This window comes from Pauljensenia sp. 20925_1_25, assembly GCF_041433955.1.
Classification (GTDB): Bacteria; Actinomycetota; Actinomycetes; order Actinomycetales; family Actinomycetaceae; genus Pauljensenia.
The window spans coordinates 20,456-35,368 of record NZ_JAPWCL010000008.1 but is presented as its reverse complement, the minus strand read 5'-3'; the positions used below and the strand labels follow the sequence as shown (position 1 = coordinate 35,368).

Annotated in this window: 8 protein-coding genes and 1 CRISPR repeat array (1 of these 9 running past the window's edge); all 8 genes read right to left on the bottom strand. The window is 62.0% G+C overall.

Going from position 1 to position 14,913, the window contains the following annotated elements:
- A CRISPR array of direct repeats spans positions 1-5,351; the repeat unit is 28 nt; unit sequence GGCTCATCCCCGCTCACGCGGGGAAAAC; it reaches 1,021 nt to the left of the window's first position.
- 18 nt (positions 5,352-5,369) lie between these two features.
- From cas2e to cas3, 8 genes are read right to left on the bottom strand one after another with little or no spacing between them, the layout of a single operon-like run.
- On the bottom strand, positions 5,370-5,774 hold the full coding sequence (cas2e, locus tag O3932_RS05145; protein ID WP_296502125.1) for a type I-E CRISPR-associated endoribonuclease Cas2e: 405 nt from the start codon (positions 5,772-5,774) through the stop codon (positions 5,370-5,372).
- On the bottom strand, positions 5,771-6,733 hold the full coding sequence (gene cas1e / locus O3932_RS05140; RefSeq protein ID WP_296502127.1) for a type I-E CRISPR-associated endonuclease Cas1e: 963 nt from the start codon (positions 6,731-6,733) through the stop codon (positions 5,771-5,773). The genes cas2e and cas1e overlap by 4 nt, the downstream gene beginning before the upstream one ends.
- Positions 6,730-7,479 (bottom strand): type I-E CRISPR-associated protein Cas6/Cse3/CasE, encoded by a 750-nt coding sequence (gene cas6e, locus O3932_RS05135; RefSeq protein WP_296502129.1) that lies wholly within the window; start codon positions 7,477-7,479, stop codon positions 6,730-6,732. Before cas6e ends, cas1e begins: the two co-directional genes overlap by 4 nt.
- The gene (gene cas5e, locus O3932_RS05130) at positions 7,479-8,207 is read right to left on the bottom strand and encodes a type I-E CRISPR-associated protein Cas5/CasD (RefSeq protein ID WP_296502131.1); all 729 of its coding nucleotides are present in this window, start codon (positions 8,205-8,207) and stop codon (positions 7,479-7,481) included. Before cas5e ends, cas6e begins: the two co-directional genes overlap by 1 nt.
- Complete coding sequence (gene cas7e / locus O3932_RS05125) at positions 8,204-9,364, bottom strand: type I-E CRISPR-associated protein Cas7/Cse4/CasC (protein ID WP_299240514.1); 1,161 nt, start codon at positions 9,362-9,364, stop codon at positions 8,204-8,206. The genes cas5e and cas7e overlap by 4 nt, the downstream gene beginning before the upstream one ends.
- A gap of 48 nt (positions 9,365-9,412) precedes the next feature.
- The gene (gene casB, locus O3932_RS05120; RefSeq protein WP_299240512.1) at positions 9,413-10,063 is read right to left on the bottom strand and encodes a type I-E CRISPR-associated protein Cse2/CasB; all 651 of its coding nucleotides are present in this window, start codon (positions 10,061-10,063) and stop codon (positions 9,413-9,415) included.
- A complete protein-coding gene (gene casA, locus O3932_RS05115) occupies positions 10,060-11,733 on the bottom strand; it encodes a type I-E CRISPR-associated protein Cse1/CasA (protein WP_296502140.1) in 1,674 nt (557 codons plus the stop codon). The genes casB and casA overlap by 4 nt, the downstream gene beginning before the upstream one ends.
- Positions 11,730-14,726, bottom strand: a complete 2,997-nt coding sequence (gene cas3 / locus O3932_RS05110; protein WP_371536696.1) for a CRISPR-associated helicase Cas3' — start codon at positions 14,724-14,726, stop codon at positions 11,730-11,732. The genes casA and cas3 overlap by 4 nt, the downstream gene beginning before the upstream one ends.
- Positions 14,727-14,913: the final 187 nt, after the last annotated feature.

Genomic DNA, 14,913 nt, shown 5'->3' with positions numbered 1-14,913 from the left:
GCGATTCCATGCTCGCGGCTCATCCCCGCTCACGCGGGGAAAACCGTCAGCGGACTCGCCAGAGCCGCCCACGGTCTGGCTCATCCCCGCTCACGCGGGGAAAACCAGATCAAAGCGAGGTCAGTCTTGCGCGGCTGAGGCTCATCCCCGCTCACGCGGGGAAAACGAGGGCACGTTCTCCGACATGGCCAGCCACCAGGGCTCATCCCCGCTCACGCGGGGAAAACCGGCGCATCCTCGTTGACCAGTGGAGCCGCTGGGGCTCATCCCCGCTCACGCGGGGAAAACATGTACCGCTCATCAAGCTCGCACCCGACCGCGGGATCATCCCCGCTCACGCGGGGAAAACGTGAGGTCGCGAAGGTGCGCGGCTGCGACCTGGGGCTCATCCCCGCTCACGCGGGGAAAACTGTGGGCGAGGAGCTTCCTGGCCAGATCATGTGGGCTCATCCCCGCTCACGCGGGGAAAACCCAAGATCAAACGGCTCGCCAACCTCGATTGGCGGCTCATCCCCGCTCACGCGGGGAAAACCGCGTTACCGTGCAATGCGAGCGCGGCGACGGTGGCTCATCCCCGCTCACGCGGGGAAAACTGCGATATAGTTCGGGCCGTCCTTCGAGGGCTGGGCTCATCCCCGCTCACGCGGGGAAAACCCTTCACCCGAGTAGCCCCACCAACGCCAACGGGGCTCATCCCCGCTCACGCGGGGAAAACCAACACACCGTGCCATAGCGGCCTATCACCTGGGGCTCATCCCCGCTCACGCGGGGAAAACCCGTTATCGCGTCCGGCCCCGGCACAGACTGGGGGCTCATCCCCGCTCACGCGGGGAAAACGCGGGGGTGCGGATCACTGAGACGGACCCGGCGGGCTCATCCCCGCTCACGCGGGGAAAACGCGGTCGCGTCGGCGGCGACGCATGGCGTGGCCGGCTCATCCCCGCTCACGCGGGGAAAACCTGGGGGAGCACGTCGACCTCAGGCAGGTCGCCGGCTCATCCCCGCTCACGCGGGGAAAACTCGGGCTTGCGGTTGTGGCTGTCGGCGCGCTCGGGCTCATCCCCGCTCACGCGGGGAAAACGCGGCGGCGGTCGCCTCGCGCGCTGGGGAGGGCGGCTCATCCCCGCTCACGCGGGGAAAACGATCCTAGCCGCCGTCAACGGCTCCAGCCTCACGGCTCATCCCCGCTCACGCGGGGAAAACTTCGAGGAGACGAGCTTGTTGGCATCCTGTCCCGGCCCATCCCCGCTCACGCGGGGAAAACCCCAGCTCCTTGCGGACGGACTCGTTCAGGCCCGGCTCATCCCCGCTCACGCGGGGAAAACCAGTGGCGCGTCCCATCCGCACGGCACTAATGCGGCTCATCCCCGCTCACGCGGGGAAAACCTGACGCGCACGTGCAGGGATCTGATCTACACGGGCTCATCCCCGCTCACGCGGGGAAAACCCGCACAATGGCGGCGTCCGATCCGGTAATCACGGCTCATCCCCGCTCACGCGGGGAAAACTCTCTAATGGCCTCAGATCGCCTTCTAGACCCCGGCTCATCCCCGCTCACGCGGGGAAAACGGCTACGAGTAGGGGCACAGCACGTTACCCCCCGGCTCATCCCCGCTCACGCGGGGAAAACTGGGCCTTTCGGTCTCGTTTGGTTTGTTGTGGCGGCTCATCCCCGCTCACGCGGGGAAAACACGCATACTTGAGTTGACACTCTGACAGACGCCGGCTCATCCCCGCTCACGCGGGGAAAACGCCTGCATCACATCGTGGGTGTGGCTTGCTTGCGGCTCATCCCCGCTCACGCGGGGAAAACTAGTACTCAATCGTGTAGACGTGGCGTATGAGCGGCTCATCCCCGCTCACGCGGGGAAAACGAATAGTTATAAAGAATAGTTGTAATAAGTGTGGGCTCATCCCCGCTCACGCGGGGAAAACTCTCTAATGGCCTCAGATCGCCTTCTAGACCCCGGCTCATCCCCGCTCACGCGGGGAAAACAAGAGAGTCGATGTACACCGCCACAGGCCAAGCGGCTCATCCCCGCTCACGCGGGGAAAACCAACGAAGCTAGGCACGGGGGTGTCGATACCCCGGCTCATCCCCGCTCACGCGGGGAAAACAGGGTACGCATGTCGTCCACGTTAGCGGCGCGCGGCTCATCCCCGCTCACGCGGGGAAAACTCAACCGTCGGGGCGGTGATCGTGAAGATTTCCGGCTCATCCCCGCTCACGCGGGGAAAACTGGTCAGGAGTCTGGACTGGAATCCAGACCATGGGCTCATCCCCGCTCACGCGGGGAAAACAGGCCGTCGAGGCTGAGGCCCTGGTCGGCGAACGGCTCATCCCCGCTCACGCGGGGAAAACGTCGACGCCGCTCCTCGGTCCTGCGACAGGTAAGGCTCATCCCCGCTCACGCGGGGAAAACTACGGCGTCGAGATTGAGCTATTTGACGGGTACGGCTCATCCCCGCTCACGCGGGGAAAACGCGGCCTCGGTGGACTTCGTCGGCGTGGTTGTCGGCTCATCCCCGCTCACGCGGGGAAAACGCGAACTTCGGCGATTACCTGCAGACCATCGAAGGCTCATCCCCGCTCACGCGGGGAAAACCAGGGCAGCGCCCCCTGGCTAAACGATCCCCCCGGCTCATCCCCGCTCACGCGGGGAAAACCCGTGGACGGTGTGCCCGAAATCGAACGCTGCCGGCTCATCCCCGCTCACGCGGGGAAAACCGTATGACGTCCTGCGCGTCGCCGCCGGTGAGAGGCTCATCCCCGCTCACGCGGGGAAAACGCACGTGGCTACCGCGCGGTTCAGGAGGTCGTCGGCTCATCCCCGCTCACGCGGGGAAAACCTAAACACTAAGCAGCCCCAGGGGTATCGACCCGGCTCATCCCCGCTCACGCGGGGAAAACTTTCGGTGTAGACATCGGAGATGTTGGTCAGCAGGCTCATCCCCGCTCACGCGGGGAAAACGCGAGCCGCCTTCAATGGCGACCGCGAGCTTGGGGCTCATCCCCGCTCACGCGGGGAAAACATTTCAGCGACGCTCATTTCGCGTCCAGAGCGCGGCTCATCCCCGCTCACGCGGGGAAAACACCATGATGTGGGATGGGAGGTTCTTGTCTTCGGGCTCATCCCCGCTCACGCGGGGAAAACCACGCGGCAAGCTCCCCACCCCTGACGCCGTCGGGCTCATCCCCGCTCACGCGGGGAAAACTTGACGAGGTCCATGTACTGGTCCCAGGGGAAGGGCTCATCCCCGCTCACGCGGGGAAAACAACGGATCCGACTTTGAATCCACATACGCAGAGGGCTCATCCCCGCTCACGCGGGGAAAACCCAAAGAGGCGTTGAGGTTTTTCAGCGCACCACGGCTCATCCCCGCTCACGCGGGGAAAACGCCTTCGGTGGAGCCGGGTGTTCTTTTGACCACGGCTCATCCCCGCTCACGCGGGGAAAACGTAAGGTCGAGGGCCTCGTGGGCGTGGCCGATCGGCTCATCCCCGCTCACGCGGGGAAAACTTCCTCAGTAGTGACCTTTTGGTTGTTTGCCACGGCTCATCCCCGCTCACGCGGGGAAAACCTCCGGAGCGGGAAGAGGTCGAGCGCCGGGAGGGGCTCATCCCCGCTCACGCGGGGAAAACCTGTCAAGCGTGTTCAATCCGGTGAGCCTGATCGGCTCATCCCCGCTCACGCGGGGAAAACATCAACACGTGGGGTGGGGCGAATACGATGAGCGGCTCATCCCCGCTCACGCGGGGAAAACACCCCCTGCCTGTCGGCAAGGTCACCACCAAGGGGCTCATCCCCGCTCACGCGGGGAAAACACAGTCCCACCGGACATCTCAGAGTACGAGCTGGGCTCATCCCCGCTCACGCGGGGAAAACGCCAGTCGGGTAAAACCGCGCTCATGAGGGCGGGGCTCATCCCCGCTCACGCGGGGAAAACTATCGGAGGAAGCCTTTCTTCCTTGCCGATGACGGCTCATCCCCGCTCACGCGGGGAAAACCATCCGACGATTCGTACGCAACGTTCGGGAGTAGGCTCATCCCCGCTCACGCGGGGAAAACTCGTTGCTTACACCCATGCTCTCAGACAGGTACGGCTCATCCCCGCTCACGCGGGGAAAACGCGGGGGACAGGCCATTATCGACCCGCCCCCGCGGCTCATCCCCGCTCACGCGGGGAAAACCTGGTTTGAGGGTGACGGTCGCTTCCCGCAGTGGGCTCATCCCCGCTCACGCGGGGAAAACGCCTTTTCCACGGCGTCCGCGCTGGTCGCCGCGGGCTCATCCCCGCTCACGCGGGGAAAACCGCCACTCGCCCGCCTCGACTTTACAGGCGTGGGGCTCATCCCCGCTCACGCGGGGAAAACTCGAGATCATCCCTCACGTTCGTGTCGTGGTTGGGCTCATCCCCGCTCACGCGGGGAAAACCCAGGTCCGCTCAGTCGACGAAGAGGCGCGCACGGCTCATCCCCGCTCACGCGGGGAAAACAAAATCGCATGACAGCGAAGATCAAGGGCACGGGGCTCATCCCCGCTCACGCGGGGAAAACTTAGTTCGATGTTCGGGGCTGTCCAATCCAAGCGGCTCATCCCCGCTCACGCGGGGAAAACTTGATAACCTCACCATTGGTGAAGTGATCACCCGGCTCATCCCCGCTCACGCGGGGAAAACTCGTTGATCTTGACAGGCAGGTTGGGCGGCTGCGGCTCATCCCCGCTCACGCGGGGAAAACCCACAACGGCAAGGATAGGGGTGAGCGGGTTCAGGCTCATCCCCGCTCACGCGGGGAAAACCGCCATTGTCGGTGACTTCGTCAATGGCATCCGGGCTCATCCCCGCTCACGCGGGGAAAACTAGCGCGCCTGGCGACTGTCGGGGTCGGGGAAAGGCTCATCCCCGCTCACGCGGGGAAAACGCGCCGCGCGTGCGCGTCGTCCTCCCCCTTGCCGGCTCATCCCCGCTCACGCGGGGAAAACAGCCGCTTTCGCCCGCTGCCAGCTCCTCGTCCGGGCTCATCCCCGCTCACGCGGGGAAAACACGATCCGGGAAGACATACCAGCCGTAGACAACGGCTCATCCCCGCTCACGCGGGGAAAACAGGAGCCGATGCGTTTCGGCAAGACGGACATCAGGCTCATCCCCGCTCACGCGGGGAAAACGGGAAGGAAAGCTCGGACGAGGGCGCTCCGTCCGGCTCATCCCCGCTCACGCGGGGAAAACGCCCTACTGGACGCGGGCGCGTACACGGGCGACGGCTCATCCCCGCTCACGCGGGGAAAACTCTGTCCACGCCTGTCCATCCCACGCCTGGATGGGCTCATCCCCGCTCACGCGGGGAAAACACTTCCTGACCTGCGCTTTTACTGCGCAGATCGATCAGATCTTGGAAACCCTTGAGCTTGCCGTCTCCTCTGGAAGTTACTTAATTTGGGTCGCTTGCGCAACTGACGCGCCGCAGGATCCGGTTCGGAGTATTGGCCTCGTCCTTCCGAGTAGTAGGGGCGCATCATGAGAGTGAGTCCATCGAAGTCAACGGGCTTCCAGGGATCGCCCCACGTCAGGAAGGCGAGTCCCTGCTCGTTGCGCGCACGAAAGACCATGACAGCCCGACCCGTTTTCATGTTCTCAGTGACGATGTCCCACAGGCGCTCGCGTACACGGGCGCTGAGCGTCCCCACGAAGACCCCCGGGGAAATCTCCATGAGCCACCGCGTCACGTGACCTCTCAGCCCCTCGGGCACCGCGGACAGGACCAGGACGATCACCAGGAGTCACTCTCCTCGTAGGAGACACCCGCAGCAACAGTCCCCTCGTGGTCATCCCACAGGCGCAGGTCGTCCACGATCAGGTCGTCATCGTCCTCAATAGCCAAGGCTCCAGACACTGACAGAAGCTGTTTGATATCCGCGACACACCTCTCCAGGAGCCGAAACTCGCGAACAGCGTCACGGACAGCCTTTCGCGCGGCGGTTCCCACGGCCTCGTCCGTCGGCGATGCGGCAACGTCAAACGCGATTGGGATCGTCAGGTTGGCCTTGTACAGGTCCGCGATGTCATACACAAAAGAACGGTAGGTTCCGTTGTGCACGAATCCCAGCCCCGGGCTACACCCCAGCGCAACGATCACCGCGTGAACAACGCCATAGATCGCGGAATTCGCCGCCGACAGTGCCTGATTGACCACCGAACCGTCGTCGAAGTCGTCGGGGTCATACTCTCGCCGATCCCAGGGCACCCCCGTGCGCTGCGAGTGCTCACGATACAGGCGACGCACCCGAGCACCCTCGCGTCCCCTCAACTGCTGGAGACTCAGCTTCGACACGTCCTCGCCCGCAAAACGCATCAGGTACATGTTGCGGGCGACAGTCAGCCGCATCGACGGATCGCTCACCGCGCGAGCCTGCGCCTCCAGCAACCGTGAGGAGCGCGAGGGCGGGGTGCCGTGCGCGTAGTACCGCACCCCGTTCTCGCCCACCCACACGATGGTCGATCCACTCTCTGACAGCACCGATACCGCCGAGTGTGTGATCCGAACCCCGGGTCCCAGCAGCAGCACCGACAGCGCCGCTGCTGGGACGTGGGCGATTCCGTGTCCGTCGGCTACAGTAATCGCGTTCGAGTCGCGATTAATCGTGCACCGCTCGACATACAGGAATGTCAAACGGTCCCGAACGCGCACCAAGTCTTTCGGTTCTGGCGGCCTCGCCCCGGGGATCGGTCTCATGGCCGAGCCAGGGTCATCAGACCGCAGCCGTATGCTTTCCCTCGTCCTATCCCATGGACGAGGCCGTGGCGCAGTGCATCCGGATCCGTTACCTCGAGCACGCCCTCGAAAGTAGCAAGCGCAAGGGTCACGCGAGAACCTCCATGCTTAAACTCGGCGATGCCCCGTTCAACCCCATTGATCAAGAGGTTTGACCCATCGACACGTTGTCCGTTCTGGTCCTCCAGGACTGGCAAATCACCGCCGTACTCGGCAGAAGTCAGCACACGGAACCCGAGCCGCTCCACACGGTCCAGGACCCACTGTGTCTGTTGATCCTGGGTGACGTGAGCGAGAATCTTCTTCCGTCCTCTCGCATTGACCTGATTGCTCTCCAGGAACGTCGGATTCACACAGAGTCGGAAACCCCACCTCTGTCCAGCCGACAACCCATCGAGGAAGGTACTCATGTCGCGGATGACTACCCCGCCCTCGGTCGCGTAGCCAGCCTCCTCCACGATATGCGAGGGGTCCGGAGGAACCGGGCTCGAGATGAAGAGCGCACACGAGGGACTCCCCTGACGAGGAGTCGCTCCCCGAACGATCGACGGACGATCCAGGCGCCACAGCACCCGAGGCATTCCAGCATCCTCCAAGGCACCCGGCGGGAAACAATTCATGACAGCCGCATGGAGGACCTGTCGGCTGCGCATGAGCTGCTTCGCCCCACGACGGTGCGGGTTGAGGTAGATGCGTGTCAGATACATCAGAGCACCTCCATCGGGTCATGCACGAGGCTGGGGTGGGCCTGCGGCTTCACCTCCACGTACTGCGGATTCTCCAGGTTGATATAGGTCTCCTCGACCGTACGCAGGGTGTACTTGCGATGCTCCGAGTCGAAACTGATCGGCATATCCTGAAGTGTCTGCTGGGAGGATTTCTCCACTTCAGGTGGAATAATCCCCAGATCCGCGACGACTCGCGTCTGAACGAAATGGTCGTAACGCTGCTTCTTCTGGTAGTACGACGAGGCCATCCACGGGGTGTCGCGCACTGCTTCCCACGCACTGCCTTGGTGAACAGCGAGACGCAGTGGCAGGGTCGGAGGGCATGAGCGGCGGCCGAGGTAGAGCGGAAATGCCGGGCGAACGATTGCCTGCGCAAGCGCATCAATCATGTCGTCAGGCCCTTCGACGAAGGCTCCGAAAGCGGCATCTTCCCGGTAGAAACGGTGAGATAGAGGCATCGACGTATCACCCCGGTGCGCCGTATGAAAGTCGCGGAGCAACTGCCCCGGCTGGTCCACCCGCACGGCGAAACGAAGCTCAGCCAGATCCTCGATAGGATCGCTGCGCCTGCGTCCCTGCGCCGCCGCGAGCAGACCGACCAGTGCGCTTTTCGTGGGAAACGCCTCCGTCGACCTGCGCGTGAATCGACTGGATGAGCCCCACGACTGCATGGGGCCAGCCAGACGCAAGACGAGTACCGAGCTCATCGCTCGCCTCGCACAGCATCCACCGTCGCGCTGCCCAGATCGACCAGGCGAACCTGGGCGCCCAGTGCGGAGAAGGCCTCGCCCCGAGGCGTGGTCCACGTGGCGAGAGAGCCGACGGGCTCGAGGCCGGTGAGGTCACGAAGCTTGGACTCGAACTCGACGAAACGCTTAACGGCAGGCTCGGCAAAACCGTGCTGCCCAGCGATGATCGGGTCTTCGAAGGCACCCGCCATGTTGATCGGCTGATCGTTGCGCACCTGAACCAGGACAGCGTCGGGCAGGGTACGGTTCGCGAACGTCGTGATCTTACCGGTCGGCATCGACCGAACGAAACTATCCACGAAAAGCTCAATGGCACGATCCGCGACGGAATCGTCCCCAAGATTCTCGCGCAGCATGTCGACGTTGATCGTCGCATAGCGGTACACCGTCGCGGATGCGAACTCGATCGTACCGATCATTCCCGCACCCTCATCAGCCTCGTCGCTGCGCTTCTTCTCGTCGTCGACAGCCGTGTAGTAGTCGTACTCATGCTCGACCGCACCAACACCAATCGCGTGGGCAACCTGGCACGCGGCATCAATCTTCAGATTGACATTGCTAGCGACCATACGACCGAAAAGCGCAACTGCAACGGACTGATCTTCTTTGGTCGATGCCTTATCGAACTTTCGGTTCTTGAAAGCCTTCTCAATATCGGACTCGGCGGAATCCTCAATAATCGCATCCACGTAAGAATCCAACTCGGCGTTCGATACAAACCAGAGAGCATCAACCTCATCGAAGGCATGTTCCGGATTTTTCTTCACTTCCTTAAGGAACTTTTCGCGCTTCTTCTTCGTATCTGTGTGACCAAGATACGTCCACGCAACAATGGTCGAGACCATCTTGGATAGAGCATCTTCGTTGGTCTCAGGCTGACGCTTCAGAACCTTGCTCTTGAGGACAGAGGGAATTCTTTTCGAACGGATTCCCTGAAGCGATTCCTCAAGAGACTTTTCAAAATCCTCCCGAACTGCCCGCTTAATAGCCTGCGATGAGATCCGCATACGGCTGACACCACCAAAGGTAGCTGTCTTCGGAGCACCCGTATCATCACGGTTCGGGTTCGAGGGCGGGAGGGTCTGCAGGACGTGGATATCAACGAAGACGGACATTGTCTTTCCTTTCAGAAATGAAGTTTGTTTGATTGCGTTGCCTCGACGTCACTCGTCAGAGGCAGAGTCGGTGTGGATAGTTTCAGCGAGACGAGCAAACTGACGACCCCAGTTGCGCATGACGGACGTGCGACGACGTGGGTCCTGCCACATGAAGAGGTCGGCTGCAAGCCCCGCGTAGTCACAGGGAATCTCGGCAGCCTCGAGCTGAGAGACAAGCGAACGCAGATGCACGAGAAGTCCCTCGAACGTGGGGGCCTGAACAGCCGCGGAAAAACGCCGATAGATTGGTGCTTCCTCGGCCGGTTTGTCACCGCTTTGTCCCTTGGCCACGATTCGGATCGCGGACGCGAAGCTGCGCGGGCAGTCCGACGTATCGTGCATGGGCCTCGTATTTGATCCCTGGTGAAGCGCCCACAGCGTGAGCGCCCCATGGACAGCCTTCTCGCCTCTAGTCGGCTCGTCGCCCAGATAGCCGGGGCGGCCATCGAGCGTGAGGTCCCACAGCTCGGGCACCGATCCGGCCTCTCGTGAAAGCGCTCCCCTCAGCTGCGCGCGAAGTGCGCGTGCCGAAGGAGTCTCCTTCCAGAGCCGGTTTACGATCAACCCACCGACGCGGCCATACACAGCTCCGTGCGTCGACAGACCTGTCGCGCCGTCGTCCGGAGGAGTCTCCGGGGCAGCATCATTGCTGGTCATTTCGTTCCTTCCTGATTGGTGTTGTGCACCGGGAGACTCTTGTTGAGCGCCGCCCGGAAGCAGTTTTCGGCGATACCAACGTTCATGTACCCCCTGCCGGTATCTCGGCCAATGATCGCCGACGACGAGGCGCCCCTCACGAGTTCAGCCTGGATGTCAACGGCGTGCTGACGCAGGGAACGCTCCCACCGTCGCCCGACGTCTCGCGCGTTTTCGCGCCCATCAACCTGTGTCAGCCAACTCCTGAATGAGACATCAACCATCGAAAAGAATCGTTCCTTGGCTTGACCTCGTGCACCCTCGCCCGCTTTCTCACCACTCTCTCCCCCGGCGCGGGCAAGATTTGCCGCGAGCTTTCCAACTGCCCTAGCCACATCCTCTGTGGTACGAACCTCACGATCAATCAGTTCTGCCAGGTCTTGTCGCTCAGCAGCCAACAATGCGACAGGAAGCGTTAGTTCATCGGAATAAATGTCCTCGATGGTCGCCTCCTGGGTTCCATAGGAAACCCCAACTGCCTGGATAATCATCCGAGCAGGGTAAACCGATTCAACCAATGATTCTGCAAGTCCGGAATGAAAGCTGAGCGTCGCGCACTGTATAAATTGTTTCTTCGGTTGTTTATCAGCCCCCTCCGCATACGTGGCCCCGGGCAGGGTACCGGGAAGATTACGCCAAAAAGCTCGTCCCGGCTCAAACTTACGAGGCATGTACACGTCCTGTTTGAACTTCTTCGACTGTTCTTTGGAATATACCCATAAACTCTGCGGTTCATACCGAAGCATCTGCTGAGGTGACAGTTTGTCTCCCTGTGCAAGGACGGCTCCCGTGACTCCCTCACAACTTCCAACAAGCCTGACACGGCGGGAGTGCCACGTCAGCAGACGCGGGATACTGAGGTTTCGGGGACTACCCGAAGGATCGAGAAGCGAGTAGTCCCCACGAGCCGCGCTCTCTGGTTCAGCTGACTCCCAGCTGCACCCCTCCCATTCGGAAGTGAGCTCGACGCCGGTCAGACTACCTGTGTCGGGAGGAATGAGGTTAAGGACGAGTGTTTCGGCAAGGTTCTGCCCCTTGATCCAGATGAGTCCGAGACGCCCGCACCAAGCCGGCCCAATCGGCGCACCCCTACCGCCCGTCGCTCGTGAATCCCCCACAGCACCTGACCGGATGCCCGATGGATCATACGACTGTACGTGAACTAACCAACGGGCAGCGTCTGATGGAGAAAGCTGAGCCACCCCAGGACCTTGTCGTGTGGAGAATAGTCGTTTCTCCTCTTTTGGCACGCATGCAACAATTGCGTCTAGTGATTTTACCTCGTCTTTCTCCGTTCGCAGGTCAGCAACCTGCATGAAGGGATAGCGCCCCCCGAAGAGATAGAAGCGGTCTCGCCACTGTTCGAGGTAGTTGGCCATCGCTTCGGTTGGCAATCCCTCATCGAATAGATCAATCCACTCATCCTCATCAGCGGGAGCCGCCACGCGATAGGCAACGGCCAGTACCAGACGTTGGATCGCGATGCTCTGCGTCGGTAGCTCACACGCAAGGTCCGCAATGTCTGTCGTGCGCCGGAGTAGCTCCAGCAGCCCGACGTCGGCGATGGTCCCGTCGAGGAGCCGAACGGGTATCCACGCCTCATCGAGCAGGTTAAATTCAGGGTTCTTCATTGACCCTGCACCTCCATTCCTCTTTCTGTGGAGTATGTGATTGTGTGTCCGCACAGGTCGCGCGTCAGGCGTTCACTGCCGGGGGTTTTGTACATCGCGAGGATCAGTTCTCCCGCCAGGAACGGGTGTTCGCGACACGCCCATTCCGCCGTAATGGGATCATCCCAGATGGCACCTGCAACTGCGTCCACCGCCTGGTCGACGCTCTGCCCGCGAGCGCGGAAAGCCCACGGAGGCAGGGCGATGCTCCACGAGCAGATGTCGGCGATGCGTCCTCGAGCGTTGTATTCGCCGACCTCGAGTTTTTCATCGTCGGTAGCCCGTCCGGTGAGGGGTGGCGGTACCGGTACATTGCCCAGTTCGGGATCGATGGCGACGACGAGGACGGGTATCTGGTCTTCGCCGTCTCGTACTGCGGCTCGTGCTGCGGCGACTCCCGGTCCCTTGGTGTCCTCCCCCGTGGCGGCGTTTCCTTGGAATTTTTCTTCCAACTTGGGAGCTTTCCATCGGTGTACGTTCATACCGTCGAGGCACCACGTGCTTGCCCGCATCCGCGATTGCGCGGTGCTACGTTCTCGTTCGTCGAGCGCGGTGTCGAAAGCGTCGGCCCATTGAACGGGTCCGACGGCTTCTACGTCGGAGTAGGCCAGCGCGGTGAGCTGCGCGTAGTCGATGGGTTCACGGACCGTGATCTCGCCACGATCCGAGAGGATTCCGAGGGTTCGCAGGACCGCATGTCGCGAGTAGACATGGTCTGTCCCGGTGGAGTAGGCCCACGGCACAGCAAAGAGATCCTCCACCAGCACCAGGCATCGGGCTTCGCGCAACCCCACAGGACGATCCGCCCGCTCATGTCGATGTAGTCGTCCGATGCGTTGCAGCACAAGGTCCATGGGAGCGGGGTCGGTGAGCATGAGGTCGAAGTCGACGTCGAGGCTCTGCTCAATCACCTGTGTTGCGACGACGACGTGACGCTGGGGACGCCGCGTGGCCCCCTTCCCGAAGAACTCGAGCATCCGGCGGTCACGCGCCGCACGCTCAGCTGCGAGGAAACGCGAGTGCAGCAAGGTTGTCTGCTCGCGCCCAAAGACAGCTTTCACCGCGTCGTAGGTTTCCTGTGCCTCACGGACGGTATTGCGAATAACGACAGCACATCCACCATTGGCGAGCTCTCGCTCAAGTAGCTCCGCGATCTCATCGGGTGAGCCGAGCGAGGTCGGGATGATCCGCTTGGGGTCCTCGGCCTCGCCAGTAATCTCGTGGACGTGCACGCCCGCAGCTGACAGCGTCGAGATGACCGGATACCCAATCACGCCCTCAACTGACTCAGCGCCTTCGCCCGACGAACCACGGCCTCGTCGATAGGCGTCCAGGAGCGCGCGGCGACGCGCGGGCGGCAGGGTTGCAGACAGCAGGACAACGGGGATCCTGTACATGCCGAGCCACGTGAGGGCGGCTTCCAGGTAGGTCTCCATGTACTCGTCGGCGGCGTGCACCTCGTCGATGACGACGACCTTGCCCATGAGCCCCAGGTGGCGCACCAGCACGTGGCGCGACTTGAGGGCTGCGAGCAGCACCTGATCAATCGTGCCGACCACAACGGGTGACAGCGTCGAGCGCCAGCGCTGCCCCATCCACCGGCTCGCGTGCAGGCCCAGGTCCCCCTCATCGTCGTACACTTCGAGGGGACTCTTGCCACTTTCGAGGAGCTTCATAAAGCTCTCGTTGAGACTGTTCTTCCCATGGGCCAGCTGGATGCCAAGCTTTTGCGGTTCATCGCACAGGATGCTCTTCAGCCACGCGGTGACGCGTTCAAACATCGCATTCGTCGTGGCCTGAGTGGGCAGAGCGACGAACACGCCCTGCAATCCCCGAGCGCGCATCAGCACCTCAGCGGCTGCAAAGGCCAACTCAGTCTTCCCGGACCCGGGCGGTGCCTCGACGATCATGAGATCCGGGTCCTCAGTAGAGGCGATCTCGACGGCCTCACGCTGCGCACAGGTCGGCCGGTACGAGGCCGGCCACCCAAAGCGGTGACGGTAGAAGTCAGCGATCTCGTCGGTCGGCGCTTCAGGCAAGCGCATGGGCGAGGGGAAGGCAGCTCGCTTCCAGGCGCGCTCGACACGAGCTCGCTGCTGCTCCGCAGTAAGCTCGGGATAGCCCTCAATCGACAGCTTTCTGTCCCCATTGATCGGACGCGGACGAAGTGGAAAATATTCCTCGTTCGAGGCAAGCCAGTCAGCAATGACGAGTGCCGAGGCGTAGGCGGATGCCACCGCGATGGGCAGCTCCGGCAAAGCAGTCCCCGGGGCGATTAGCGGGAAGCCACTGCGCGCCGCCATCCACCGGAGAATCTCAGCGCGCGCCTGCCCCCACCGCGGCTCGTCCGTCACGGATCCTTCTTGATACCTGTACTGCTGATGCGCGACCCGCACGGCATCTGAATCCGGATAGCGTCCGTGATGGATACCGACGAGGATCGCCCACTCGCGGGCACGCCCCGTGTCCCCTCCCCCAGCACCTACCAGCTCCTGGAATGTAAACTGACTGACGAGGCCGTGGGGAAGGAACGCTCGCTCTGCGTAGTCCTTCTTTCGCATGACCGAGATTCCCTGGTCTCGGATGAGTTCCGCGAGTTCAGCAGACTGACAAGCAAATTGGGGACTCACTTTGCCCGCGTCGTGCACGCCTGCCAGGAACACGAAGCTGGCTCGCGCCTTCGATTGGTCCCCGTCCCACACGGAGGCCATAAGCCGACGGTGATGCTCGCTCAGATACCCATCAAACAATTTTTCCGCGATGTCTGCGGCATCCATTAAGTGCTGGACGACAGAGAGCCACGCGCCTGCCCCGCCTCCTGTCTTTGCCCAAAAACACCGAGCAAGATCAGACAACTCCGACGCATCGAGATCAGAACGCGCAGCGGGAAAAATCGGCGCAGTCGCCACTGCGAGAACCGAAGGCGTTTCAACACTTACCTTCTTCCGGGCCATCATCTCTACCTCGAGTCAATTTCGCTTCCTACGCAACCAAAACACGCTACGATGAGTGAGTCTGGTTACTCTGAAATTGTTGAACCCGGTGGCCCCTTCAGAGCCACCATCACCCCGAAGGGCTGATAGGTACACGATAACACTGAAAACTTTCTTATGCAATGCATCTTGCAAAATATATTGTCGC

Excerpts from the sequence above, each read along its gene's own strand:
- cas3 (WP_371536696.1), bottom strand. The coding sequence starts at position 14,726 with ATGGCCCGGAAGAAGGTAAGTGTTGAAACGCCTTCGGTTCTCGCAGTG.
- cas7e (WP_299240514.1), bottom strand. The coding sequence starts at position 9,364 with ATGTCCGTCTTCGTTGATATCCACGTCCTGCAGACCCTCCCGCCCTCG.
- cas1e (WP_296502127.1), bottom strand. The coding sequence starts at position 6,733 with ATGAGACCGATCCCCGGGGCGAGGCCGCCAGAACCGAAAGACTTGGTG.
- casB (WP_299240512.1), bottom strand. The coding sequence starts at position 10,063 with ATGACCAGCAATGATGCTGCCCCGGAGACTCCTCCGGACGACGGCGCG.
- cas6e (WP_296502129.1), bottom strand. The coding sequence starts at position 7,479 with ATGTATCTGACACGCATCTACCTCAACCCGCACCGTCGTGGGGCGAAG.
- casA (WP_296502140.1), bottom strand. The coding sequence starts at position 11,733 with ATGAAGAACCCTGAATTTAACCTGCTCGATGAGGCGTGGATACCCGTT.
- cas5e (WP_296502131.1), bottom strand. The coding sequence starts at position 8,207 with ATGAGCTCGGTACTCGTCTTGCGTCTGGCTGGCCCCATGCAGTCGTGG.